Genomic DNA, 23,846 nt, shown 5'->3' with positions numbered 1-23,846 from the left:
ATTATTTCTCATTCAAAGTATCTGTTACCATAAATGTAAAAGATCTCTTTGTTCCTTTTGATTTACTCTCATTTGCAATTTTAATTTTTTCTTCAAAAGCCTTAGCGTCGACTTCAAGCCAGCGGTTATAAGCTTCGTCACTCAAACCTTCTGCGTAGAAGCCGATGATATTATTTCCATAGTCTTCTGCATCTTGTGGTTTACTATACTTTTCAATTAGTGACATTCCTAAGCGCTTAAGTGTTTTTGCGCTGAAATTCGTTTGATTCTCTCCAAGGGTATACAGTCCCGCCTTTGTCTGTCGGAGCGCTTTCATATCAAGCATCTTTTCTAAAGTTAGCATTCCACTCATACCGTAGCGATATTGAATTAGCTCATTGGTTATTGGTGAACATGCCGCTAAGATATAAATCTCAGCAAAAGTTCGATCATATAACATTTGAGTTTCAATATTCTCGTGAAACTGAATACCTTCACTTGCTCTATTTGGATTACACTTATTAATCTCGTTCTTAATCACTTTAGGAACTAGAGATAATAAAAGTGTGTCATTATTAGTGTTATAAATAGCTCGGTAAAGCTTTAGAAGTGTTTGGTATGTAGGCTTATTTTCCTTGGCCAGTAATCGATAAATTGTCCTTTCACTAACTCCACTTTTATCAGAGATAAGTCTTACGCCAATTTTAATATTGCGATAGCTTTTCAGATTATCAGTCAAATCCTTAACGACTTGATCGATAAGCCCAAGAGGTTCTTGGCCGATATGTGGGGAGTTGGTTTTATCCATAGAACTTGGAATAGCATGAACAGATTGTTAGATCTACTCATGCTATAAAAAGTATAGCTTAAGCGCCTTAGGGAAAACGCTTAAGCTATTGAATTTATTAGTTACAAGCTGGGATTACGTATTCTTTCTTGAAAAGTGTCTTTTCAATTGTACGATCATTTGAACCAACGTTTCTTCTAACAACTTCTTTTACAGATACGTTCTTAGTTAGGTCTTGGTTAACTGTGTAAGGAACTCTCTTACAGTTTTTGTCATCGTTTCTACAAACTTCTTTATATGAAGTGTAAGTTGTTGGGAAAGAAAGGATTTCGTATCCAACGATTACTGATGCATATCCATCTTCGTCAGCTTCTGGGTGAGATTTTCCAACTTTAACGATTTCATAAATTGGGAATTCTCTAGTTGTAACAAATTGGTCACCGTCTAGACATACGTCAAATGCGCTAACTGGACGACCAACAAATACAGTTGTTCCAGCAAATGAAAGATCCCAATCAGCAGATACTTCAGACTTGATTGTATCCCAAGAATCGTTTGCAGATAGTGCAAAAGTTGAAACGCTTAGTAGTGCAGCAGCAAGTGCGATAATTTTTTTCATAAATTCCTCCGGTTTATTAGACATTCAATTTGTTGAAGCCTTTAATTAATTAAGTTGTTTTGATGTGGAGGTTATATTTTTTACGAATTGTTATGTCTAAAAAACACAAAGTATATTGAATTTTTCTTGGACAATGGCAGTAAAGAGTTCGAAATTCACTGTCATGAGTATTTATATGTCACCAATTAAAAATAATAATCTTCAATGATTGGCTTTATAGTTTTCAAATTGAGGTACTCGACTCGTCCCATCGTGGGACTCGCTGGGTTGAATTGCATCATTTGCTCCTGCAAATGCTGCAAACAAAAAAAAAGAACTCTAAAGAGTTCCGAATAATTTATTTTGAATTTCTTTGGAGGTTTTCCACTGAAAAAAAGTGGTGGGCGATGACAGGATCGAACTGCCGACATCTACCTTGTAAGGGTAGCGCTCTCCCAGCTGAGCTAATCGCCCTCCGATTTGAAGTGGAGTTAGAATAAGGATTTCACCCTTAGTTGTCAATATAGAAATTTAAAAAATATAATATTTTTTTGATAAAATAAAGGCCTCTTATTTAGAGGCCTTCTATTTCTTATGCTTTTGGGTGTTCTTTTCTGATATATCCGACAGCATTATGGCTGTGTAAGCTTTCTAGGTGCTCAACCTTGGCCTGCCAGTCTAGGATTTCTTTTTCAGAGTTTAGAACCTCTGAGATTCTTCTTGTAGAGTGCTCAACAAACATTGGATTATCACCGTTTAAGATTGCAAATGCCTGCTCATCAAGTCTCTTAACAAGAGATTGAGTCTCTGTAGGAAGTGCGATTCTCATTAGTTCAATTAAGTCCTCAACATGAAATTTCGACTCTGCTTTGTATTTAACAGTAATCGTAGCAACTGATCTTTGTGAGTGAGCAGAAGCGATACCACTTCCTTCCGTTGTTTCACCATTTCTGTATTGCTCTTCATATTGCTTAGACATTGAAAGAGAACATGGGCATGTCGATGAGTATTCATACTTAAGTGTTAAATTGATGTATGGAATACCATCACGACCTTCAATTCCTTCCATTGATACATTGTAGTATTGCCAACCCCAGTTTCCTGATTTTAGTGACTGTTGCTTAACTGGATAGTTAAAGTCTAGCGTTAGGTGGGCCTGTGGAATCAATGGTTCTGTATCATAGTCACGAAGATCTGTACGGTATCTTCTAAGTACTGTTGCGAAGAATTCGTTATTAACGTTCTTCTCAAGTCCTTCTGCTTGAAGGATGTTACAGAAGCGAGACATGTTTGCACCTGTCTTGTGTGCTTCTAAGAAAACAAACATTGAAGCTTGTGCGTCAGTTGAGCGCACACTTCCATCTCTGTGTTCAAAATTTAGTGGAATACGAAATCTCTCAATCCCAACTTTTGGAATTGCGATATGCACGTCATTCGCCGTTTTTTGGAAATCATTAAGTCCAGTATCATCTTTGATCTGGCAGTTTAAGATATCTTCGCTGCTATTTCTAAGCGCTTCGATGTTTTTCATAGTGTGTCCTTTTGTTCCTTATGCAGAGGTAGGTGTGGTCCAACCTTACGTTTTATTAATAATAGCACGTTTTAACGTGTTCAAGGACTTTTGGCAAACGAACTCCGTAGTAATTATAAGGCTATACAGTGTATTACCAATTAGTTAATGAACATAAGTTGTTGTTTTTTATGAAATAACCTCATTTAATATGCGAAATTTCAGTAAATACGGTAAAATAGAAGGTGACGAGGAGCTTGATATGAAGGAAAGGTCCGTAAAAGTCGAAAATTTCGTACGTTACTTTGGCGAAATTGAAGACGTAAAAAAGCAAATTGAATGTTGCCCTAAATGTGGGGCCAAATTCACTGTGACTCATTTAGCCGATCACGATAACCTCTATATTCATGAAGAGGTGACATGTGAAAACTGCACATATGGAACAGAGGAAACACTTCATATTTTAAATTAAGGAAGAATAGTGAAGCCAACATTAATTATTGCTGTCATCGCCAGCCTGGGAGCTGGTTTCTTTATTGGAAGATCTCAAATACCAAAGCCTGAAGTTCAAATCAAAGAAGTTGAAGTTATCAAAGAAAAGAAAGTCGAAGTGATCAAGGAAGTTCCAGTTATTGATAAGGCGGGGGATGAGGCCCTTGCGCAAGCCTTTACTTTATTCTTAGCGGCCCTTGGACTTGAAAAAGTTAAGGTTCAAGAAGATGAAGTAAAAGAGATCATGAAAGATCCAACGGACTTCATTGCAAGAAATTCAATAAGAGAAAAATTAGCGCCAAAGCAAAATACTGATAAAGATAATGAATCAAGATGGGGCATGCCTAGTAAGACTTCTGATGTGAGCGCACCTCAAGAGCCTAAAGTATATGAGATGGTGAAGTATTCTCCAATTCCAGCGATAACTGAACCAACTGTCTTTTTAGCAAAATCAAAAGTGATTAATGATGCAAAAGAGCTACGAAAAATTAATGGTTCTTATGCGGGGCAAATTAATTTTTTTGATGGTAAATACAAAGGTCAGCGCCACCGTATAGTTTTAAATGTCGACTACTTTTCATCAGATGATGGGAAGGGAACTGACGGGCAATCAGAAATTCTCTTATATGATGAAAATGGAAAGAATTATTCCCACTCGCGAGGTACAGGTGGTAATCGTAATATCTTAAATGGCGAGGATGGCTCATTTGTTATTCGAATCGTCGATAATACCTTCATTCACTTTGTGACAAAGTTTGGAATGAAGATGGCAAATTACTACGATGATGGAAAGCTTGTAGGAACTGCCAAATTATTTGAGAATTAATAGCGCCATTTATTTGCAATCTTAACAAGACTAAGCATAACCGGAACTTCAATAAGAACTCCCACAACAGTTGTTAGGGCCGCTCCTGAGTTGAGTCCAAAAAGAGCAATAGCAACGGCCACAGCAAGTTCAAAAAAGTTACTGGCACCAATCATTGAACCAGGGGACAAGATATTATGTGGTAAGCACATCTTGCGACCAATTCCCCAACTCACAAAGAAGATAAAGTAAGTCTGAATTGTAAGAGGAATTGCTATCAGAAGAATGTGAAGCGGGTTCGCTAAGATTTTTTCCCCTTGAAAGGCAAAGAGTAGAACAAGGGTTGTTAAAAGAGCAACAATTGAAACTGGTTTAAGGCGTGCCATAAAGACCTCTTGAAACCATTTCATCCCAAAATTCTTAATTAAGACTTTATTTGCGATATAGCCTGCAAGTAGAGGAATTACGACAAAGATCACGACTGAACTTATTAGTGTGTCGTAAGGAATAGAAATACTTGTGACTCCAAGTAGGAATTGAACGATAGGAATGAAAGCAACAAGAAGAATTAAATCATTAATGGCCACTTGAACAAGTGTGTACTCAGGATCACCTTTTGTTAAGTAAGACCAAACAAAGACCATGGCGGTACAAGGAGCAGCACCTAAGAGAATTGCTCCCGCAATATATTCTTGTGCAAGCTCTGGACTTAAGTAAGCAGCATAAATTTTTGAGAAGAATAACCATGCAAAGAAGGCCATTGTAAAAGGCTTAATTAGCCAGTTGATGACAATTGTTAAGCTTAGACCTTTGGGATTTTTTCCAACATCAGCAATGGAATTAAAATCAATTTGTACCATCATTGGAAATATCATCAGCCAAACAAGAATAGCAACAGGGATATTAACAGTCGCTATATTCATCTCACTTAAAATTGAAATTGATGAACCAAGGACCTTTCCTAGAATAATACCTGCGACGATACAGATAGTTACCCAAATACTTAAATAGCGCTCAAAAAATCCCATCTTATATTCTCTCTTCTAAATTAATAATCACTTCTTTTATTTCGTCGCGAACGCGTCGGTAAATCTTAAGAATCTCTTCTTCGTTCTCTAGACCATCACTAAGGCGAGGAGGATCATCGAAACCGATGTGTATGATCTTGCCACCAGGAAAGTAGGGACAGTTTTCATTTGCGTCACTACATACTGTGATGACAATATCCATTTTCTCTTTTATTTCATCCGTTGTTTTTGATTCATGATTTGAAATATCAACGCCTGCTTCTTTCATGACAGCTACGGCATAAGGATTAAGGCCATGCTTCTTTGTTCCAGCGGAGTAGAAGTTATACTTGTTGCCTTTGAGCGCTTTGCCCCAACCTTCGGCCATCTGAGAGCGACACGAATTCCCCGTACATAGGAATAAGATATTCTTTTTCATTACATACCTTTTATAAATCAAATAAAGTGAACTTAATATTACAAATTCAATTGTAATTATAGTAGTTCTAAATTGTTAAGATTTGGTTGGTGTGGAAATAATTCAGAAAAAATAGATGAATTCGGGTCTTAAATTATGCTAAAATTCATAAGGTGGGGCGAAGCAGTAACTTCACCCCCAAAGATTACTTTGACCAACTTAAAATTAGAATTACAAACTCTAAAATAAGTATGATTAAAGAAATCACCCTTATGAAGTCCTCCATAACTTCTCCTATATTGCTATAGCCTCCTTTACTGGAGGTAGAGAAATAAAGGTGGACTTCATTCTTTTAAATTATTAATTTAATTCTGAATAATTTAGATTTAACTTTTAAAAATTTATTTCATAATTGAAGATCAATCAATGGATTGATTCTTTTGAGTTGTTTTATGAGTTCTTCTTTTTTTACTGGCGAAATTAAAACCCATTTTTCATCACTTACAATCTTTATGCGATCAAGTGAAAGTGCGGGAGCAGCTAAAAAGTTCTTAGACTTCTTAATTAGTTTAATTGAAGCAATTGGCATTCGAGTCTTGATAAAAAGATTTGAAACAATTAGCTCATCATCTTTAATTTCATAAATTATTCCAAAATATATTAAACTTAAAACGATTCCATAGATAAAAATAAAAATTAAAGAACCTTGATCTATTATTGAACTAGCAAGATAGAACGACACTAGTCTAAATATCGCATTAGCTATTGGCAGCAGAAGAACGATGGAAACAATAGGGTCGAGCTTGCTTCGATAGCGCATCCTACTTCCCTCGAACGATCGGCTGGGCCTGAACTTTAATGGCCTTGCCGTGATCCATGGCAACTTGTCCGCTTACAATCGTGTATGTTGGCGTTCCTTGAACTTCCATTCCATCAAATGGTGTCCAACCAACTTTAGAAGCCTGATCCTCATTCTTAATTGTGAACTTCTTCTTCATATCAAGAATTGTGAGATCTCCATCCATCCCTTCTTTGATAAAGCCCTTATTGAGCTTAAAGAGTTTTGCTGGATTTTCTGCTAGGTAAGTGATGATATCTTCAAGTTTAAGTCGTCCAGCTTGAACATGAGTTAGCATCACTGGTAGCATCGTTTGCACACCTGGCATTCCTGAAGGTGATTTAGGATATGGCTGATCTTTTTCTTCAAGAGTGTGAGGAGCGTGATCACTTCCAAAGACATCAATCACACCATTTTTTAAACCTTCCCATAGGCCATCTGTATGGTCCTTTGTGCGAATTGGTGGATTCATTTGAGCAAGCGTTCCAATCTTGTCATAAATATCTGGTGCAAAGAGAGTCAGGTGTTGAGGAGTGACCTCAATTGTACAATGCTCTTTTTGATCTTTTAAAAATTCAATTTCATCTTTTGTTGTGAGGTGGAGAATATGAACCTTGCGACCAGCTTTCTTGGCCACCTCGATAATCATTTTTGTTGACTCTAAAGCAGTCTGGGCATCACGCCACTTATAATGTGCGTGAACATCTCCATTGGCATTGTCACGAATGGCAACGTTAGCGTGAAGTCTTTCTTCACTTTCACTATGAACTGAAATATGACAATCAAGAGTTTTAAAGATCTCAACTAATTTATCTGTATCATAAAGGAGTAGGTCCCCAGTTGAGCTTCCTAGGAAGATCTTTACCCCAGAGCACCCAACCATGTCTTGTGATTTGATAAGCTCATCAAGGTTCTTTCCACTTGCTCCAATGAAGAAGCCGAAGTTGGCATATGAAGTCTCGCGGGCGATATCAACTTTGACCTGCGTTGCTTCAACTGTTGTTGTTGCCGGCTTTGTATTTGGCATTTCAAAGAAGGTACAAATACCACCTAAGACAGCAGCTTTTGAGCCGTGAACGATATCTTCTTTGTGAGTGAGACCAGGTTCGCGAAAGTGGACCTGTGAGTCGATAAGTCCTGGTAGGATATCGAGTCCCTGCGCGTCAATGACTTTATCTGCTTTTGAAAGCTCTTCATCACTAAATTTAGCTAATTTAACTATCTTAGCGTCCTTTATTCCGATATCTTCTTGCCAGCTTTTTTGTGATGAGTGTAGAGTTCCGTTTTTGATGATTAAGTCGAATTCCATGACAGTTTTCCCTTTTTCGGTTATTCTATCTGCATAAAAATAGAGGAGTTGATAGTGTCACTAGTAGTTTACAATACTTTAACAAAGAAGAAAGAAACTTTTAAGCCGTTAGAAGAAGGCAAAGTTAAGCTCTACCTTTGTGGTCCAACGGTTTACGGGCCGCTTCATATTGGAAACTTTAGAGGGCCAATCTTCTTTAATTTTGCCCGCAATTGGATGGAGCATATCGGTTACGATGTAAACTTCGTTTATAATTACACTGATGTTGATGATAAGATCATTAATAAGGCAAATGAAGAAGGCGTTGATTCACTTGAGATCTCAGAGCGCTATATTAAATATTTCCAAGAAGACTTTGGCCGTCTAGGACTACGTCCTCATACTCATAACCCGAAGGTTACAGATTATATTCCTCAAATTATTGAGTACGTTCAAGGCATAATCGATAATGGTATGGCCTATGTTGTTGACGGAGAAGTTTTCTACGAGACAACAAAGCTAGATTCATATGGAGAGTTATCGGGCGTAAATCTAGACGAATTAAATTCGGGAGAGCGAGTCGAAGTCGACGAGCGCAAAAAAGACCCAAAGGATTTTGTTCTTTGGAAGCCTGCCAAAGAAGGTGAACCATCATGGGATTCTCCATGGGGCAAAGGTCGTCCAGGTTGGCACATTGAATGTTCTGCCATGATCAAATCTATCCTTGGTAAATCAATTGATATCCACGGTGGTGGAATCGATTTAATTTTCCCACACCATGAAAACGAGATTGCTCAAGGTGTTGGATGTAATTCATGTAAGTATGTAAATTATTGGATGCATAATAACTTCATCAATATGAGTGGAGAGAAGATGAGTAAGTCCCTTGGGAATATCATCACTGCTCGCGCATTCATGGATGAGTATCATCCAGAAGTTTTAAAATATATTATGCTTTCAACTCACTATCGCTCAATGCTTGATGTGACTGATGAGAAGATTGATCAAGCCTTTAGCGGATCAATTAGAGTTTATCGTGCACTTCAAGTTGCAAAGCATGCAGCAACTTTTGCGACAAATGATTCAGCTAAAGTTAATAAGAAGTTAGCAGAAGAATTGTCACGTCTTGATAAGAAAATTGAAAAGGCTTGTAATGATGACTTCAATACTAGTGAGATGATGTCAGCAATTTATGAAGCCGTTAAAACTTTCAATGCCCTTAATCTTGAAAAGAAGGCAAAGGATGTAAATTCTGCTCCAACTGCAATTGCCTTTTCTGAATGGATTGCAAAGTATGGCCGTATGAGTGCTTTATTTGCAATGGACCCTGAGCAGTTCTTAAATGAGATTAAAGAAGTTCAAATCAGAAGAAAGGGGATAGCCCTAGAAAAGGTTGAAGAGCTTCTTGCTAAACGTGCTGATGCTCGTGCTGCTAAGGACTGGGATGCCGCTGATTCTGCTCGTGATGAGCTAAATGCTCTTGGAATTGATTTCCAAGAAAGTGGTGACGAGGTCACTTGGTCTGTTCGTGTTTAAAGCTTGAACACCGTATGTAATACTTCCAAATCTTTAATCTAGACTCTCTTCTTGTGATATTTTTTAAATATACATACATATGACAAGAGGAGAGAACCCATGAAAAAACTAATGATTTCAGCTACTTTGATGATTGTTTCAGCTTCATCATTTGCACAAATTAATTCAAAAGAATTTGTTAATTGCTTTGTTAAGGCAACAAATGAAGTGATTGTTGAACTTCAAAATGGAGATTCAAAAAGTAAGAAGAAGAGACTTTGTGAGGAGCTTTCTCAAGAAACAGTTGATCGATTAATTGAAAAGTTTACGGTTGTTGAAGGTGGGGTATTAAAATATTACTCTGCAAACTCAATGGGCCAAGAGCGAATGATTGATATTTACGATTATATTAAAAATGATATGGACTGCTATGGTCTTCCTCTTGAAGGTCAAAAAGGTTCATTAGTAGGAGCAATCGCAAATTCATTTGCTTATAATAAGAATCTCGATTTAGCAGATGCTGCTCTTGATAGAATGACTGGAATTGATCTTTGGGGATCATTCTTTGGTAAGTCTAGAATATATGACACGCTAGATGAATTAGATTTATCTTATTGCAAATAATAAGAATATAAGAAAAGGAAGCTTCAAGCTTCCTTTTTTATTTTTTTTCAACTGGTTTATAGAAGACAAGAATTACACCTGCAATAATTAGAGGTATACTCAAAAGTTGTCCCATATTTAGAATCATCCCTTGTTCAAAGGCAACTTGATTCTCTTTAAAAAATTCAACAATAAATCGCCAAGTGAACCCACCAATAAAAATAAGTCCAAGAAAGCGTCCCGCTTGCCATTTCTTATGAAACTTTGAATAGAGGAAGTAAATAACACCTGAGATAGCAAAGAAGCCTAAGGCCTCGTATAATTGAGCTGGATGGCGTGCAATATTGTCAGCACGGACAAATTTAAATGCCCATGGAAGACTAGATGGATGGCCAAGGATTTCTGAGTTAAAGAGATTTCCAAGGCGAATAAAACCACCTGTCATTAATGAAGGTGCAGCGACAAGATCAAGAAGCCAAAGTAGTGGAACATCCTTTACTCTTTTCTTAAAGATATAGATAGAGATAATAACACCTAGGAAACCACCGTGGCTGGCAAGTCCACCTTTCCAAACATAGAGGATCTCGAGAGGGTTACTTAAGTAGTAGCCGGGCTCATAGAATAAGCAGTGGCCTAGTCTGGCCCCGATAATACAACCAGCTATCATATAATTTAAGAGGGAGCTAACTTGATCTGTTGTAAACCCTTTCTCTTTAATTAGATAGCGACGACAGTATCGCTCGCCAATAAAGAAGCCAAGGATAAACATAAGTGAGTAATAACGAACCGCGACAGGTCCAATCCTAAATATTTCTGGATCAACATTCCATGTAATCATATACTTATTGTATGGTTTTAGTGTAGCTTTTACACTTACTTTTTAAAAATTATTCTTATGCAAGACGTTAACAAGCTGAACGCTCAACATTATTGCCAAGTCGCGGTCAACTATCCAAAGCTTCCAAGTATCTTAACCTATAAAACCTTAGGAGAGGAGATTCCTGTCGGCTCTCTTGTGGAAGTACCTTTGGGGAGACGAAAGGCCAAAGGTGTCGTGACAGAATTTAATATCTCTAATGAAGATCTTGAAGCAACTCTTGCAAAGTATAAACTAAAACCTGTTAATGAAGTATTAGCTCCAGAGTTTAGCTTATCAAAAAGTGAAATGAAGCTTTATTCTTGGATGTCTCGCTATTATCACTATAATCTTGGACAGCTTGTTTGGGATTGTTTACCTAAGATTTTAAAGAGACCACGAGAAGTAGAGACAGAGTTTGGACTTAATCAAGACTTTGAACATGAATTAAGTCCTGACCAGAAACCAATTTATGAAAGTATAAGTGCAAGGCTTGAATCTGGCTTTGATCGTTTCCTTATTCATGGAGTAACGGGCTCTGGTAAGACGCTTATTTATCTTCATCTAATTAAAGAAGTATTAAAGAGAGGAAAGAGTGTTCTCTTTCTTCTTCCTGAAATTAATTTAACTCCTCAGTTTATGGAGACTTTTAAAAAGTATCTAGACTGCCCTGTACTTCCATATCATTCAGGAGTAACTCCTTCACATAAGAATTCAATTTGGAAGTTTTTAAAGAAGTCCGATCGTCCTGTTCTTCTAATGGGGGTACGCTCAAGTGTTTTTCTTCCTGTTGAAAATTTAGGTCTTGTTATTGTTGATGAAGAGCATGACAGCTCATTTAAACAAACAGATCGTTGTCCTTATAGCGGAAGAGATGTGGCCATTAAAAAGGCCCAGTTATTTAATGCACCAGTTGTTCTTGGTAGTGCTACTCCAAGCTTAGAAAATTATTTTACGTTCACCCAACTTAAGCCCGATAATTATTTTAAGTTGGAAAAGAGGGTCGCTGGCGGTTTCCCTGAAATCGAATTATTAGATTCACGCTCTCACGGGCAGAAAAAAGATATGGATGCTCTATCGATTTGGCCTTTTGAGAAGAAGTCGATGGATATGATTAGCGAAGCTTTAGATCGTGATGAACAAGTCCTTGTCTTTGTTAATCGCCTTGGTTTTTCAAATTACCTCCAATGTCGTAGTTGTGGTTATAAATTCGAAGATCCAAATACAGGGGTTCCGCTTAGATACTTTAAAAATAAAAATATTCTTTCTAGCTCCCATTCTGATTATCAGATTCCTCGTCCTGAAATTTGTCCAGAGTGTGGAAATATGAACCTTCTCCAAAAAGGCTTTGGAACAGAGAGGTTGCAAGAAGTTCTTCAAGACTTTTATCCTCAAAAGAAGATAGAACGCTTTGATCGTGACGAAATCACAAATCTTGAAAAGCTAGAAGATAAATTGGACCGTTTTCATAAAGGCGAAATTGACATCTTTGTCGGTACACAGATGCTATCGAAAGGTCACAATTTTAAAAAAGTAAATCTCGTTCTAATACTTGGAACAGATTCAATGTTAAACTTTCCAGACTTTAGGGCCATGGAAAAAGCATATCAAATGATTGTTCAAATTCTTGGAAGAGCAGGACGTTATTCAAATCATGCTAAGGTTGCGATTCAAACGATGCTTCCTGATAATACAATGTTTGATTTTATTAAGTCACATAGCTTCAATGGCTTTTATGATTATGAATTAAATACGAGAGAATTTGGTCTCTTTCCACCATATACGAAAATGGCAAATATCCATGTTTCAGGTCGAAATCGTGAAAAGATTATTTCTGATCTAACTCATGAAATTAATAGACTACGTATGCTAATAGATAAGATGGGAATCGATGCGCAGGTTTGGGGACCGACTCCAGCAATGATTGAACGACGTGCAAATTTATTTACTTGGAGTATGACTCTTATGTGTAAAAATGGGGGAGAGTTAAACCAAGTGTTGCAAGTTTTTAGGTCTCAAAATAAAATCGATTATTCTTTTTCAGTTAAAATTGATGTCGACCCAATGGATACGTAAGTCTTATGATAACCAAAATTCTCACTAGTTTTATTTTTATTGTTGCACCTCTTGTGTACTCACCGGGGCCTGCCAACATAACCCTTGCTGGACTTGGCGGCACCTTTAGTTTCAAAAAGACGCTACCTTTCATCTTAGGACTATGGCTTTCAACGATCTCTGGACTACTAATTTGTCTATATGGAGCGACTGACTTTATCATGAAGCATAAGACGCTCATGACATATCTTCCAATATTTGGAGCACTCTATTTATTCTATATGGCCTATAAGAGCCTAACGAGTATTAAAAAAATTTCAATTGAAGATAATCAAGAAGAAGATGAAAGTTTAAAAGGTCCATCATTTATTGAAGGTGTTATCTTTCAGGCCTTAAATCCTAAATTTTTAGTATTTACGATAAGTGTATATTCACCCTTCATAGATGAAGGAACACTTTTCCTTTCATTGTTTAGTGTGATTTTATTTATAGGCGGGGCCAGTGCACACTTGGCGTGGTTCTTTTTAGGTAATCGTTTATCACATATTTTAGGTGGCAAAACAGCGCAATACTTCTTTGGTTTCCTTCTGATTGGTGTTGGAATTTGGATGGTATCTTCTAGTTTCAAATAAATTCAGATAGTTATATTTTCTCATTGAGTTAAAATATCAATTGTTTATTTAAGATATTGTAATCGTGCTTTTCTCCTAGTAAATTATCTCACATGAAGCCAACCATTAAACGCTCTTCTTATTTAATCCCAATGATTGTTGGAGTTGTCCTTTGTCTTTGTTTTTCAGGTTTAGCTTTTATTGTTTTCGACAGGTACATCAAACAAAATGATATAGACTTTAAAGAACACCGTAAGTCGATCTCAAAGCAGATTGTTGAATCTCTTAAAGTTCCTGTATGGAACTTGAATTCTCAGTATATAGGTAATATCTCTCAAGCATTTATTTATGATGATGAGGAATCAGTTGTTTCTATTAAAATAGAAGATGAAGAAGGTAACTTGCTATCTGAAGTCAATAGGGAGCACCCAGTTGGCAATGGAGTTTTACCTCATCAAATTATGACTGAAGAGTTTGATATTATTTATCGAGATCGACTTATAGGAAAGGCCATTATCGATTTTAGCAATATCTCAATTGTTCGTGATAGTGGAAAGATATTTTCATTTTTAGGACTATGGTTTAGTTTAACTCTTTTTTTCACTTTGCTTATTGTTGCAATCGTTTGTTATTACTTACTAATCAAACCACTAAATTACTTTGTTTCAACTCTAAAGAGAAATGCTAATGGAGAGTATGGAATTGTAAAGGAAGACTTTTATCTTTCTGAATTATCGATACTTGCAAAAACTCTTAATTACGCCACAAAAGAGATCAAATTTAGAGATGAGAAATTACAGCAATATAATGATGAATTAGGTGAAAGAATCGCTGAGAAGTCGAGAGAGCTTTATATTCAAAAAGAGAGAAGTCTCGTTTCAGAAAGGTTAGCAAGTCTTGGACAAATGGCCGCAGGGATTGCTCATGAAATCAATAATCCACTTTTTATAATCTCCGGGAATATTGCAAGGCTTAAAAGACAATTAGGTGATGACAGTAGCAAAGCGAATGATTTTTTAAGTAAAATTGATAATGCTACGACACGAATAAGCGAGATTGTAACGAGTATGAAAACTCTTTCTCGATCTGATTCATTGAATGAAAAAGAGTTTGTTGAAGTAAAAGAATTAGAGTCGATTGTTGGTACGATTTGTAACAGTCGACTTACAGAAAAGAATATTGAAATGTCATTTCATTATGAAGATGGCCATCGAGTTTACGCTAATAAAACACAATTATATCAAGTTCTTGTGAATCTAATAAATAACTCTATTGATGCAGTTGAAAATCTAGATGAAAGATTTATTCACGTTAAGTTTTTTAATACTGAAAGTAAGCAGATTGTTGAAGTTGTTGATAGTGGAGATGGTATTCCACAAGAGATCGTTCATCGTATAATGGATCCATTCTTTACTACTAAAGATGTAAATAAGGGAACAGGACTTGGACTCAGTTTATCTCATGAGATGATGGTTAAAAATGGTGGAGAGCTTATCTATGACGACTCTTCAAAGAAAACAACTTTTACCTTAACTCTTCCTCTTTCCACAGGAGTGAATTAAGTAAATGAGATCGATTAAGAGTTTAATTCTTATTCTTATATTGTCATTTTCAAGCTTGAATCTTGAAGCATCGAAAACTGAGGTAAAAGTAGGAATGTATATTATTCCACCTTTTTATTCTCGTACAGATCAAGTTGCGTCAGGAATTCTTGTTGATTTAATTAAGTACCTCAATGAAAATCAAAATAAGTTTCAATTTAAGATCGTTGAAACATCTCCTCGAAGAAGGTATCGAGATCTTGAAAATGGTATTTATGATATTATATTTTTCGAAAATTCGATCTGGGGATGGAGCAATAGAAATATAAAGTTAAATGAAACAAAAGTTTTTGCTACCGGTAAGGACTACTATATCGCTAAAAAAGATCCAAGGCTAAAAAATCAACAAGTAATATTCGCTAATCTTCGTGAAAAAGTTATTCTACTAAAGAGTGGATTCCATTATGGTTTTCTGAAGTTTAAATCATATGATGTTAAGGATAAGAATCTCATTTACACAAACTCTCTTGAAGGAAATATAAAGAATATTCTTAGAGGTAAGGGAGATATTACAGTCATTAACGACTCATTTCTAAAAATGTATTTAAAGACACATCCAAAAGATAAAGATAAACTTGTGGTTAGTGAAAAAATAGATCAAGTTCATAACTTTAAAGTTCTGGCACGTCCCAATAGTCCTATTTCAATAGATGAGATCGAAAAATTATTTCCATTATTGAAAAACAGTACATACTTAAGAGAAGTTCTACATTTGAAGTAAGAGGAGCTCGCTAAATCGTTCTTTAGCTCTACGCCAACCTTTAGCTTCTTCTCTGAGTCTTTCTGTCCTATTGGTATTCTTACCATCGACTAACTTTCTTTTTTGCAAATTATTAATCATTATACAAAATGTTCTCTTTGTTTTTTCAAAACTTTGGCCACAGATATTATAGACATAATCGATGCTGCCTGTTTTATAGCGGAATTTCTCAAAGCCATCATCGTTAAGATATTTACGATGGAGAGAACCGCTATGCCCTGTGATTGAAAGTAAGTTGATGAAGTAATGACTACCAAATTTTTGATTTGCATTCTCATGGATAAAGTTTACGATTTCTTTTGGTGTTATTCTTGTTTCTGTTGTCAGTCCTGAACTGTTTTCGATTTTACCTTTTGTTTTAATTTTAAGATCTTTAATCATTTTCTTTGCAGCATCTGCTAAGTTTTCTTTATTTGTTGCCTTCAAAGTTAAAGTCTCAATGAAAAGGTTATTAGAGTACTCCATGGCCAATTTAACAAGATCAAGAGAAGATGGTGACTTTATTGTATTAAGTCTTTTTGTCTCGCTTTGTTCTTTATTTGTAATCTTAATTCCTGAAGTGCTTATACCTCTTTGCTCAAGTTGCTTTTTAAAATAGTAAGCATTAAATGCTAAAGAGTTTCTTATGGGTACTTCAACAAAGTAATCTTTTGTATTCGTATATTGCCACTTTTCAATATCTTGATTGTTCTTATTCTGATTTTTAAAGCCAACACCTGGGCCAAGTGATTTCTGTGAACTTATTGTTTGAAAGCCATCATGTTTTGGGAAAATTGATTTCTGTGTTGAGCGTCCAATTGATTTAAAACGATTAAAATTTAGATTAAAGCCTGAAATACTTTGATTGTATGGTTGATCATCTAGACCTACGGTTCCAATACGTTCAATATTAACGAAATTGTTAACCACCACAAGGTTACCATCTACTTTTTTTATTCCTTCTTGTGCAACAGATTCAATCAAGTCAAAGATTTGTGGTGTTAATAGGTATGGGTCTCCAGAAGTATTCAAAATGAGATCACCCTTTAAAGTGCCATTTTCAATATCGCCACGATAGCTAATCGACGTACTAAAATGAAAATTTGTTCCAAGTTTATCGAGAATATAATATGCCGAGAAAATCTTAAAAATAGAGGCTGGTATTAAATTTTGATTTTCATTAGATGAAATTACTTTTCCATTTTCATCTGCAATGTAATAGCTCAGCGTGTCGCCTTTTTGTAGAAATTCTTTTTCTAAATCTTTGATTGTGTTTGCACTAGTATTAAGGGCCAAGGCCAGAAGTAATATCTTGATCATTAATGTTTATCCTTGTGACTGCATTCTGGAAGTACGGGATCGTAACCTCCCTTTGACCATGGATGACAAGTTGCGATACGCTTTATTGTCTTCCAAGTTGCGATATGGAGTGGTAGTTTTTGAAAAGCCTCTATTCCATATTGTGAACATGTCGGTGTATAGCGACAATTACTACCGAGAAATGGAGAGATTGCCATTTGATAAAAACGGATTAATTTGATGAATACGTATCTCATTATGCGTTATTTTAGCATTTTCATTCATAATTTGCTAAATTTTTGTGATCAAATTAATAGGAATAGAAAATGTTAAAACAAGAAAGAGCAGACTATATTGTAGAGGCCTTAGAAGAGCTTTATCCTGAGACACCTGTACCACTTGACCATACGAATGAGTTCACTTTGCTCATTGCAGTTCTTTTATCTGCGCAATGTACTGATGAAAGAGTTAATCAAGTGACTCCGGCCCTATTTGCTAAAGCTGATAATGCTCGAGATATGATGAAATTATCTCAAGATGAAATTAAAGAGATCATCAAGCCTTGTGGACTTTCACCGAGAAAATCTAAGGCGATTTACGACCTTTCAAGAATTCTTGTAAGTGAGCATGGAGGCGAAGTACCTGCTAGTTTTGAAGAGCTTGAAAAGCTACCTGGAGTAGGTCATAAAACTGCATCTGTTGTTATGGCACAAGCTTTTGATGTCCCAGCTTTTCCTGTTGATACTCATATTCATAGACTAGCTCAAAGATGGGGTCTAACAAAAGGAAAGAATGTCGTTCAAACAGAAGAAGATTGTAAGAAGCTTTTTCCTCGAAAGCTTTGGAATAAACTTCATCTTCAAATTATTTTCTATGGCCGAGAGTATTGTAAAGCAAGGTCATGTTTTGGCCTAGAGTGCCCAATCTGTCGTCACGTATATCCAAACCGTAAATCAAAAGTAGAGACAAAGAAATGAGAGTAACTCGAATTAATGATTTTGATATTCTATTACATGAAGGAAGCACAAAGAAGTCTGTAGTTGTACTGCATGGTTACGGTGCTAGCTTTCAGGACCTCGCTCCTTTATATCAATACTTAGATCCAAAAGAAGAGCTAAACTGGTACTTTGTTGATGGGCCTTTAAAAGTTGATATTGGCATGGGGATGAAAGGAAGTGCATGGTTTCCAATTGATATGATGGGACTGCAACAGGCAATGATGGCCCAAAGAGTAGAGGACTTCTTCTCTCAAGTTGTACCAGATGGAATTGAAGATATGCGAGACCGATTAATCCATCTTATAAAAGAAATTAAAAAGAATAGTGAAGAATTATACTTAGGTGGATTCTCACAAGGCTCAATGATGAGCTTAGCAATTGCATACAAAGAGCCAGCTCTTGTGGACCGCCTCTTTTTACTTTCTTCTACATTATTTGATGAAACACATATCGCTGAAAATACTAAACATATAAGACATATTCCTATTTTCCAATCTCATGGTACAGGTGATCCTGTTTTACCGTATTTTTTAAGTGAAAAGCTAAAAACCTATTTGGAAAAAGTTGATCAATATGAATTTCATCATTTTGAAGGTGGCCATGAAATTCCGATGCCTATTTTAAATAAATTGCAACGCTTCTTAGAAGAAGGAAGAGAATAATATGATTAGTGGAAATATTAGAAAAATGAAATCAGAGCTAGGGGATGTCGTTCAATACCATCTACCAATGGGAGATGAGCTTGTTGATATGAATGCTCTAATTGAAAAGAAAATCAAACTAAGTTTTGATGGTCAGATTAATTCAATTTACTCTGGTGAATTAATAAAGAAGTCATATTCTCAAGGTTATTCTTATAAAGAAATGATCACTCTTGCTCAATGTGACTCATGTATTGTGAAGCCTGAAAAGTGTCATTATCACAGAGGAACATGTCGTGAACCAGAATGGGGGGAAAAGCATTGTATGATCCCACACTATGTTTATCTGGCCGTATCTAGTCATATCAAAGTCGGTATAACTCGACACACTCAAATTCCTACTCGTTGGATAGATCAAGGAGCTAGTTATGCTCTACCGATTTTACAGGTTCCAGACCGAAAGACATCAGGTGAAATTGAAGTCGAAATTGCAAAAAGTTTTTCTGATAAAACAAATTGGCGAAAGATGCTAATGAATGAGGTTGCAGACGAAGACTTAGAAATGATTAGAGATCAAATCTATGATGACTTTGCGGATTTAATCGATGATTTTGGTCTTGATGATTTAGAAGAAGAAGTAACACATATAAATTATCCTGTTGTGGAATATCCAACTAAAGTTAAGTCTCTTGGTTTTGATAAAAATCCTGTCATTGAAGGAACTTTAATGGGGATTAAAGGACAATATCTAATTTTAGATACAGGTTGTGTAAACATGCGAAAGCATGGTGGATACTTTTTAAATCTTGAGTATTAAATATCAAGTTCTAATTCTAATTCAGACTCTTTTGCGTGTTTGATTATAAGGTCTTTTAAGCCTTTCGTAGAAATAATATGGTCTGTTAGTGAAAACTTATGCGAAAGAGGTATTGCACAGCCGTTATCACATTTTGCATCAGTCGTTACAACGTGAACAGTTTGGACAGGCTTTTTATTATTGAAACTGGCCATCCATTGAAAATGCTCATGAATCTTATCTGAGATATTTTGTAAGATCTCATCTTTTCTATCAAGATTAAATAGAAAACGACCTGTATCTTTTTGGCGGCCGTTAACTAAAATATTCATGACGCCTTTTTCTTTTAAATGTACACTATTGCTTAAACACTTTGGACAAAACATTACTTTTCCTTAAATTTAAGTATAATTATAAGAGCTAAATAAAAAATAATAAAGGGTAAAATATGGAACCGATCAAAAGAGCTATTCCAATGCGTGATGGTGTCAAAATCTATACGGAAGTTGTCGAGCACGGTGCTAAGTATTGGTTGATTGCTAGTCATGGGATAGGTGAGCACTTAGGTCGTCATAAATACCTTCAAGAAGTCTTTGGTTTTGATGTCAATGTTTTCCAATATGACCTAAGGGGGCATGGCCGTAGTGGTGGTGAAAAAGCCTATATTGATCCTTTTGATCAGTTCATGGAAGATCTTAAAGACATTATTCAATACTTAAAAACAAATTATAAAATGGAAGGCTATATTCTTTATGGGCATTCGATGGGGGCCCTTATTACTTGCGGCTTTGTTCAAAACTATTTGGGTGATGATATTGAAAACCTTAGGGCGATGATCGTTAATGCACCACCTGTGGGAGTTGGTGGCCCACTTGGAAAATTTGTCAATAAAGTGAAATCTGGGTTTTTTAATAAATTAGCTAATATCAAAATGTCAGTACCACTTGGTGGACTAGTTGATCTCAATACTTTATCTCATCGAAATCAAGTTATTGAAGAGTTTAATAATGACCCTTTAAATCATAAGAAGCTCCATACGAAATTATTACTAGAAATGGTCGCTAGTAGTAAGAAAGTCTTTTCAAGACGTATTAACGATAAAGTTGAGAAGTATATTTCATATGGAACGGGTGATACTCTTATCAGTGTGCCAGAACTTGAAAAATATTTAAAAGAAGTAGATCCTAGCTTTACAGTAAGAACAATTGAAGGCGCTCGTCACGAACAATATCAAGAAATCGAAAAGTATCGAGTTCCATACTTTAATTACTTAAGGGACTTGGTTAAAAGTTTAATTTTTTAAAGCTTGTCGATATATTCAATAAAATTTTTAAATACTTTATGACCACCATCAAAACCAGCTTTTAATTTCTCATTAGAGAGTTCTTGCTCAATATGATGATTAATAAAGTCTTGAGAAGCTTCAGGATGTCCTTGAAAACTAAAGAAGGGCAGATCCTTATGTGCAATGCCATCATAAAAACAATCTTTAGACTGGGCCAAGTGAACAAAGTTTTCAGGAAGCTCTTTTACTTCGTAATGATGTGTAATAAATAATTCAAATTTCTCACCTTTAACAAATCCAAATTGATCTTCAAGTATTTCAAGCTCTCTTGTTCCTTCAAATAATTTATTATCTGGTGTTACCATATCAACCTGTGCTCCAAATATGTCTGCAATAAGTTGGTGGCCGAAGCAAATCCCTAAAACAGGAATTCCATTTTCCATTTTTGATTTCATTCTTTTAGCAAGATCAATCTGCCACTCAAGTCGTTGATATACATTTGAATCAGAACCAAAGATGATATATCCACTTGCTTCTTTTATCTTATCAAGAGATTCACACCCAAATTTTGAAACCCAGTGGTAAGTAAAGGGCCTATTAAAGTTTTGTATTATTTGGTTCATACAATTGTATGAAGGATTCTCAATAGAGCAGTCGATAATAGCAATTGGCGATTTCATTTTTATCAATTTCCTATGGTTTTAACTTACAGGATTGTATGGTCAAAATTATTAAGTGTCAGCGAAAATTGAAAGTTTAATTATTGTAAAAACTAAACAGGCCCGTAATTTTGGCGATTTTATCAATCATAAGAAACTAAACTCGATTCGTTTTATTGAAAAGGCCTTAGTTTATATGGTTAACTTAATTTTTTGTGCTTATGTGATTTCAAGCATTTCAATATCCATTTTGACATTAAGTTAAATAATCTTTGAAAACTTGAGTTAAGTCATTAATTTTAGGTGGATTCTAACTAAAATCAAGTTAAAGTTCTGCTAAAATTAACCCGATAATTAAATAAGGATTTTTGTGAGGTAAATTTTGTCTACAGCAAAGAAATTAGATTCTGAAATACAAGAAGAAACAAATAACGTGGCCGAAGAAGCTGCGGCAAATGTTCTTGAGTTTTCAATTACTAGACAGATTCAAGATGTTGATCTTTCAAAGTTAGGTGAGAGTCCTGAGGACTCGACGGGAAGTCTTACCAATATTAATAGTGGAGCTCAACCTGTTGGAGAGGTTACTCATACTCAAATTCTAAATTTAGCAAAAGCAAATAACGAGGTGGATGTTTTAGAGGCACAAGTTAAACTTATTGCACTCTTTGTTTCAGAGGCCCGTATTCTAGAAGCTGAATTAAATAAGTATATTCATGCTATCCATAAACAAAGCCCACAATCAAAGAAGTATCTTCTTCAGATGAAAAAGGTTGTGAAGGACTTTTCAAATATTGAAAAGATCTTGGATAAGGCAAAATCAGTTAAGTAATCTAAAAATAGATTAGTTTACTTTCTTTGAAGTCTCTTTCTTATCTTTACCATCATTTTGCTTTGAACCCTTTCCATCTTTACCTGGGCCTTGGTCCTCAACTGGAATACTCTTTAACTGACTTGCATAAGTCGTCGTTGAAAAAACTAGGCAAGAGAGCACTGTAAGAGCAATAAAAATCTTCATATTAAACCTCAATGAATAAAATAATTATCTTAAGAATATTTGGCTTATAAAATAAAGACAAATAGTTAAATGCAATGAGTAATTTAATTTTGTATATGTCAGAAAACAGAGGGAATCTTACAGGAAACTAGATTTAAATTGAAGTGAGGTAAGCCTGATTGGTGTCAAACTTACCCCCTTTATAAAATACTTATTTAATAAAAGTTTCTAAGAACTTAACTCTAGTTAGTGCTGGTGGGTGAGAGTGATAGAAAGCACTGTAGAGAGGATCTGGTGTTAATGTACTAGCATTGTCCTTATACATCTTTACAAGAGCATTAATAAGCTCTTGAGGGTTCGAATTCTGAGAAGCAAACTCATCTGCTTCAAATTCATATTTTCTTGATGCCCAAGAAGAGATTGGAGTAATAAAGAAAGTGTAAACACCACTAACAAGTATAAATAGAGTTAGTGCCATGTAAGTTTCACTTGAATGAACTCCATGCATTTCAAAAAACCAAGTTGTTTGCATAAGTTGACCTAGTATAAAGAGGCCAATAAAGCTGAAGACAAATGCTTTAATCATCATTTTCAGTATGTGCTTACGCTTAAAGTGTCCTAGCTCGTGGGCCAATACGGCCTCAACTTCAGTAGCATTTAAGCTATTAATTAAAGTATCAAAGAAGACAATTCTCTTGTTCTTACCAAAGCCTGTGAAATATGCATTTCCATGGCCACTTCTACGTGAAGCATCCATAACAAATAGTCCCTTACTTTCAAAGTCGACTCTTTTTAGTAGTGCAAGAATTCTATCTTTTATTTCACCATCTTCTAGTTCAGTAAATTTATTAAAAATTGGAGCAATAAAGGTTGGGTAGATCCACATTAGTAGAAGTTGAAAAATTGATAGGAATGCCCAAGCATAGGCCCACCAATACTCACCAAGAGATTCCATAATCCATAGGATCCCATAGATAAGTGGAGTTCCAATAATGAGGCCAAGAATTGATCCTTTTAGCATATCTGTGATGAATGTCTTTATTGTCGTCTTATTAAACCCATACTTCTCTTCAATAACAAAAGTCGTATAAAGAGATTCTGGCAGTGACAGGATCGAATTAATGAAACTAAAGGCCAATAAAAAAACCGTTCCGGTTAGTAGGGGTGATAATTCAAATGACGTAATCGTCTTATTAAGTGCATCTAATCCACCAAGTAATGTCCAACCGATAAGGATAATATAGCCAAGAAAATTAAATAATTGACCTTTGTTTAACTTCTCCATTGAATAACGGGCAGCTTTTTGGTGATCTTCTAAAGTGATCTTATCTGCAAACTCTTCTGGTACCTGATTAAAGTTTTTTCCAATATGCTTAATATTTCTTTTATCAAGATATGCTTCAACAAGTCCTTTTAGACATACTGCAGAAATGAATATTTTTGATGCCATCGAAAGATTGACCATATGCTTC

27 protein-coding genes and 1 tRNA gene are annotated in these 23,846 nt (G+C 35.5%); 13 read left to right on the top strand and 15 right to left on the bottom strand.

Going from position 1 to position 23,846, the window contains the following annotated elements; translation table 11 throughout:
* Nucleotide 1: 1 nt before the first annotated feature.
* The 4 genes from BALOs_RS11500 to folE2 all read right to left on the bottom strand — a co-directional run bounded on the left by BALOs_RS11500 (nt 2) and on the right by folE2 (nt 2,895).
* On the bottom strand, nt 2-787 hold the full coding sequence (locus BALOs_RS11500) for a hypothetical protein (RefSeq protein WP_120405256.1): 786 nt from the start codon (nt 785-787) through the stop codon (nt 2-4).
* A gap of 97 nt (nt 788-884) precedes the next feature.
* Complete coding sequence (locus tag BALOs_RS11495) at nt 885-1,385, bottom strand: hypothetical protein (protein WP_114705359.1); 501 nt, start codon at nt 1,383-1,385, stop codon at nt 885-887.
* Between the two features lie 377 nt (nt 1,386-1,762).
* Nucleotides 1,763-1,838 (bottom strand) — tRNA-Val (locus tag BALOs_RS11490).
* 118 nt (nt 1,839-1,956) lie between these two features.
* Entirely contained in the window at nt 1,957-2,895 is a 939-nt protein-coding gene (gene folE2 / locus BALOs_RS11485; protein ID WP_114705358.1) for a GTP cyclohydrolase FolE2, read from the bottom strand.
* 190 nt (nt 2,896-3,085) lie between these two features.
* Here folE2 and BALOs_RS11480 point away from each other — a divergent pair, with 190 nt between their 5' ends.
* Together BALOs_RS11480 and BALOs_RS11475 are read left to right on the top strand one after the other, a co-directional pair.
* On the top strand, nt 3,086-3,346 hold the full coding sequence (locus BALOs_RS11480; protein WP_162929668.1) for a hypothetical protein: 261 nt from the start codon (nt 3,086-3,088) through the stop codon (nt 3,344-3,346).
* Between the two features lie 9 nt (nt 3,347-3,355).
* On the top strand, nt 3,356-4,192 hold the full coding sequence (locus tag BALOs_RS11475) for a hypothetical protein (protein ID WP_114705356.1): 837 nt from the start codon (nt 3,356-3,358) through the stop codon (nt 4,190-4,192).
* Here BALOs_RS11475 and arsB read toward each other — a convergent pair.
* The 4 genes from arsB to BALOs_RS11455 all read right to left on the bottom strand — a co-directional run bounded on the left by arsB (nt 4,189) and on the right by BALOs_RS11455 (nt 7,743).
* Nucleotides 4,189-5,199, bottom strand: coding sequence for an ACR3 family arsenite efflux transporter (arsB, locus tag BALOs_RS11470; protein ID WP_114705355.1), 1,011 nt, complete (start codon nt 5,197-5,199; stop codon nt 4,189-4,191). The two genes, BALOs_RS11475 and arsB, sit on opposite strands and share 4 nt — an antisense overlap.
* A 1-nt stretch (nt 5,200) precedes the next feature.
* Complete coding sequence (locus BALOs_RS11465) at nt 5,201-5,617, bottom strand: arsenate reductase ArsC (protein ID WP_120405255.1); 417 nt, start codon at nt 5,615-5,617, stop codon at nt 5,201-5,203.
* A 385-nt stretch (nt 5,618-6,002) separates the two neighbouring features.
* The gene (locus BALOs_RS11460) at nt 6,003-6,416 is read right to left on the bottom strand and encodes a PH domain-containing protein (RefSeq protein ID WP_114705353.1); all 414 of its coding nucleotides are present in this window, start codon (nt 6,414-6,416) and stop codon (nt 6,003-6,005) included.
* A 1-nt stretch (nt 6,417) separates the two neighbouring features.
* Nucleotides 6,418-7,743, bottom strand: coding sequence for a dihydroorotase (locus BALOs_RS11455; RefSeq protein WP_114705352.1), 1,326 nt, complete (start codon nt 7,741-7,743; stop codon nt 6,418-6,420).
* A 54-nt stretch (nt 7,744-7,797) separates the two neighbouring features.
* On the opposite strand from BALOs_RS11455, the gene cysS reads away from it, so the two are divergent.
* Complete coding sequence (gene cysS / locus BALOs_RS11450; RefSeq protein WP_114705351.1) at nt 7,798-9,258, top strand: cysteine--tRNA ligase; 1,461 nt, start codon at nt 7,798-7,800, stop codon at nt 9,256-9,258.
* Between the two features lie 99 nt (nt 9,259-9,357).
* Nucleotides 9,358-9,861 (top strand): hypothetical protein, encoded by a 504-nt coding sequence (locus BALOs_RS11445; RefSeq protein ID WP_120405254.1) that lies wholly within the window; start codon nt 9,358-9,360, stop codon nt 9,859-9,861.
* Between the two features lie 37 nt (nt 9,862-9,898).
* Here BALOs_RS11445 and lgt read toward each other — a convergent pair whose 3' ends face one another.
* Complete coding sequence (gene lgt / locus BALOs_RS11440) at nt 9,899-10,678, bottom strand: prolipoprotein diacylglyceryl transferase (protein ID WP_120405253.1); 780 nt, start codon at nt 10,676-10,678, stop codon at nt 9,899-9,901.
* A gap of 57 nt (nt 10,679-10,735) precedes the next feature.
* Here lgt and priA point away from each other — a divergent pair, with 57 nt between their 5' ends.
* From priA to BALOs_RS11420, 4 genes are all read left to right on the top strand, one after another.
* Complete coding sequence (gene priA, locus BALOs_RS11435) at nt 10,736-12,772, top strand: primosomal protein N' (RefSeq protein WP_120405252.1); 2,037 nt, start codon at nt 10,736-10,738, stop codon at nt 12,770-12,772.
* A 5-nt stretch (nt 12,773-12,777) separates the two neighbouring features.
* Nucleotides 12,778-13,383 carry a LysE family translocator gene (locus tag BALOs_RS11430; protein WP_114705347.1) on the top strand — a complete coding sequence of 202 codons (606 nt, stop codon included), beginning with the start codon at nt 12,778-12,780 and terminating at the stop codon, nt 13,381-13,383.
* A 92-nt stretch (nt 13,384-13,475) separates the two neighbouring features.
* A complete protein-coding gene (locus BALOs_RS11425) occupies nt 13,476-14,924 on the top strand; it encodes a sensor histidine kinase (protein ID WP_114705346.1) in 1,449 nt (482 codons plus the stop codon).
* A 4-nt stretch (nt 14,925-14,928) separates the two neighbouring features.
* On the top strand, nt 14,929-15,684 hold the full coding sequence (locus BALOs_RS11420) for a PhnD/SsuA/transferrin family substrate-binding protein (RefSeq protein WP_114705345.1): 756 nt from the start codon (nt 14,929-14,931) through the stop codon (nt 15,682-15,684).
* Here BALOs_RS11420 and BALOs_RS11415 read toward each other — a convergent pair.
* Both BALOs_RS11415 and yidD read right to left on the bottom strand, forming a co-directional pair.
* Nucleotides 15,670-17,022, bottom strand: coding sequence for a D-alanyl-D-alanine carboxypeptidase (locus BALOs_RS11415; protein ID WP_120405251.1), 1,353 nt, complete (start codon nt 17,020-17,022; stop codon nt 15,670-15,672). The genes BALOs_RS11420 and BALOs_RS11415 overlap by 15 nt on opposite strands.
* Nucleotides 17,022-17,261 carry a membrane protein insertion efficiency factor YidD gene (yidD, locus tag BALOs_RS11410; RefSeq protein ID WP_370454608.1) on the bottom strand — a complete coding sequence of 80 codons (240 nt, stop codon included), beginning with the start codon at nt 17,259-17,261 and terminating at the stop codon, nt 17,022-17,024. Before yidD ends, BALOs_RS11415 begins: the two co-directional genes overlap by 1 nt.
* A gap of 66 nt (nt 17,262-17,327) precedes the next feature.
* On the opposite strand from yidD, the gene nth reads away from it, so the two are divergent.
* The 3 genes from nth to BALOs_RS11395 are packed head-to-tail and all read left to right on the top strand — an operon-like array spanning nt 17,328 to nt 19,457.
* Nucleotides 17,328-17,978 (top strand): endonuclease III, encoded by a 651-nt coding sequence (nth, locus tag BALOs_RS11405; protein WP_114705342.1) that lies wholly within the window; start codon nt 17,328-17,330, stop codon nt 17,976-17,978.
* Nucleotides 17,975-18,661 (top strand): alpha/beta hydrolase, encoded by a 687-nt coding sequence (locus BALOs_RS11400; RefSeq protein ID WP_114705341.1) that lies wholly within the window; start codon nt 17,975-17,977, stop codon nt 18,659-18,661. The genes nth and BALOs_RS11400 overlap by 4 nt, the downstream gene beginning before the upstream one ends.
* A 4-nt stretch (nt 18,662-18,665) precedes the next feature.
* Complete coding sequence (locus BALOs_RS11395) at nt 18,666-19,457, top strand: DUF2797 domain-containing protein (RefSeq protein WP_120405657.1); 792 nt, start codon at nt 18,666-18,668, stop codon at nt 19,455-19,457.
* Here BALOs_RS11395 and BALOs_RS11390 read toward each other — a convergent pair.
* Complete coding sequence (locus tag BALOs_RS11390; RefSeq protein WP_133296851.1) at nt 19,454-19,768, bottom strand: hypothetical protein; 315 nt, start codon at nt 19,766-19,768, stop codon at nt 19,454-19,456. The two genes, BALOs_RS11395 and BALOs_RS11390, sit on opposite strands and share 4 nt — an antisense overlap.
* A 116-nt stretch (nt 19,769-19,884) precedes the next feature.
* Here BALOs_RS11390 and BALOs_RS11385 point away from each other — a divergent pair, with 116 nt between their 5' ends.
* Nucleotides 19,885-20,739 (top strand): alpha/beta fold hydrolase, encoded by an 855-nt coding sequence (locus tag BALOs_RS11385; protein ID WP_114705339.1) that lies wholly within the window; start codon nt 19,885-19,887, stop codon nt 20,737-20,739.
* Here BALOs_RS11385 and BALOs_RS11380 read toward each other — a convergent pair.
* Nucleotides 20,736-21,401 carry a type 1 glutamine amidotransferase gene (locus BALOs_RS11380; RefSeq protein WP_114705338.1) on the bottom strand — a complete coding sequence of 222 codons (666 nt, stop codon included), beginning with the start codon at nt 21,399-21,401 and terminating at the stop codon, nt 20,736-20,738. The genes BALOs_RS11385 and BALOs_RS11380 overlap by 4 nt on opposite strands.
* Before the next feature lie 361 nt (nt 21,402-21,762).
* Here BALOs_RS11380 and BALOs_RS11375 point away from each other — a divergent pair, with 361 nt between their 5' ends.
* A complete protein-coding gene (locus BALOs_RS11375) occupies nt 21,763-22,209 on the top strand; it encodes a hypothetical protein (RefSeq protein WP_114705337.1) in 447 nt (148 codons plus the stop codon).
* 12 nt (nt 22,210-22,221) lie between these two features.
* Here the strand turns inward: BALOs_RS11375 and BALOs_RS15240 are convergent, their stop codons facing one another.
* Both BALOs_RS15240 and BALOs_RS11370 read right to left on the bottom strand, forming a co-directional pair.
* Entirely contained in the window at nt 22,222-22,395 is a 174-nt protein-coding gene (locus BALOs_RS15240; protein WP_158536729.1) for a hypothetical protein, read from the bottom strand.
* Nucleotides 22,396-22,585: 190 nt separating this feature from the next.
* Nucleotides 22,586-23,839: a M48 family metallopeptidase gene (locus BALOs_RS11370; RefSeq protein ID WP_120405250.1), complete on the bottom strand. Its 1,254-nt coding sequence runs from the start codon at nt 23,837-23,839 to the stop codon at nt 22,586-22,588.
* Nucleotides 23,840-23,846: the final 7 nt, after the last annotated feature.

The sequence above is a fragment of the Halobacteriovorax sp. BALOs_7 genome (genome assembly GCF_003612895.1).
GTDB classification, from domain to species: domain Bacteria; phylum Bdellovibrionota; class Bacteriovoracia; order Bacteriovoracales; family Bacteriovoracaceae; genus Halobacteriovorax_A; species Halobacteriovorax_A vibrionivorans.
This window is presented reverse-complemented; position numbering and strand designations above follow the sequence as displayed.

Coding starts and splice junctions, on each gene's coding strand:
- BALOs_RS11495 (WP_114705359.1), bottom strand. CDS start 1,385: ATGAAAAAAATTATCGCACTTGCTGCTGCACTACTAAGCGTTTCAACT.
- BALOs_RS11385 (WP_114705339.1), top strand. CDS start 19,885: ATGGAACCGATCAAAAGAGCTATTCCAATGCGTGATGGTGTCAAAATC.
- BALOs_RS11425 (WP_114705346.1), top strand. CDS start 13,476: ATGAAGCCAACCATTAAACGCTCTTCTTATTTAATCCCAATGATTGTT.
- BALOs_RS11400 (WP_114705341.1), top strand. CDS start 17,975: ATGAGAGTAACTCGAATTAATGATTTTGATATTCTATTACATGAAGGA.
- folE2 (WP_114705358.1), bottom strand. CDS start 2,895: ATGAAAAACATCGAAGCGCTTAGAAATAGCAGCGAAGATATCTTAAAC.
- BALOs_RS11420 (WP_114705345.1), top strand. CDS start 14,929: ATGAGATCGATTAAGAGTTTAATTCTTATTCTTATATTGTCATTTTCA.
- BALOs_RS11370 (WP_120405250.1), bottom strand. CDS start 23,839: ATGGTCAATCTTTCGATGGCATCAAAAATATTCATTTCTGCAGTATGT.
- BALOs_RS11390 (WP_133296851.1), bottom strand. CDS start 19,768: ATGAATATTTTAGTTAACGGCCGCCAAAAAGATACAGGTCGTTTTCTA.
- BALOs_RS15240 (WP_158536729.1), bottom strand. CDS start 22,395: ATGAAGATTTTTATTGCTCTTACAGTGCTCTCTTGCCTAGTTTTTTCA.
- BALOs_RS11445 (WP_120405254.1), top strand. CDS start 9,358: ATGAAAAAACTAATGATTTCAGCTACTTTGATGATTGTTTCAGCTTCA.
- BALOs_RS11455 (WP_114705352.1), bottom strand. CDS start 7,743: ATGGAATTCGACTTAATCATCAAAAACGGAACTCTACACTCATCACAA.
- BALOs_RS11500 (WP_120405256.1), bottom strand. CDS start 787: ATGGATAAAACCAACTCCCCACATATCGGCCAAGAACCTCTTGGGCTT.
- BALOs_RS11465 (WP_120405255.1), bottom strand. CDS start 5,617: ATGAAAAAGAATATCTTATTCCTATGTACGGGGAATTCGTGTCGCTCT.
- arsB (WP_114705355.1), bottom strand. CDS start 5,199: ATGGGATTTTTTGAGCGCTATTTAAGTATTTGGGTAACTATCTGTATC.
- BALOs_RS11380 (WP_114705338.1), bottom strand. CDS start 21,401: ATGAAATCGCCAATTGCTATTATCGACTGCTCTATTGAGAATCCTTCA.
- BALOs_RS11460 (WP_114705353.1), bottom strand. CDS start 6,416: ATGCGCTATCGAAGCAAGCTCGACCCTATTGTTTCCATCGTTCTTCTG.
- BALOs_RS11480 (WP_162929668.1), top strand. CDS start 3,086: ATGCGAAATTTCAGTAAATACGGTAAAATAGAAGGTGACGAGGAGCTT.
- nth (WP_114705342.1), top strand. CDS start 17,328: ATGTTAAAACAAGAAAGAGCAGACTATATTGTAGAGGCCTTAGAAGAG.
- lgt (WP_120405253.1), bottom strand. CDS start 10,678: ATGATTACATGGAATGTTGATCCAGAAATATTTAGGATTGGACCTGTC.
- BALOs_RS11415 (WP_120405251.1), bottom strand. CDS start 17,022: ATGATCAAGATATTACTTCTGGCCTTGGCCCTTAATACTAGTGCAAAC.
- BALOs_RS11430 (WP_114705347.1), top strand. CDS start 12,778: ATGATAACCAAAATTCTCACTAGTTTTATTTTTATTGTTGCACCTCTT.
- priA (WP_120405252.1), top strand. CDS start 10,736: ATGCAAGACGTTAACAAGCTGAACGCTCAACATTATTGCCAAGTCGCG.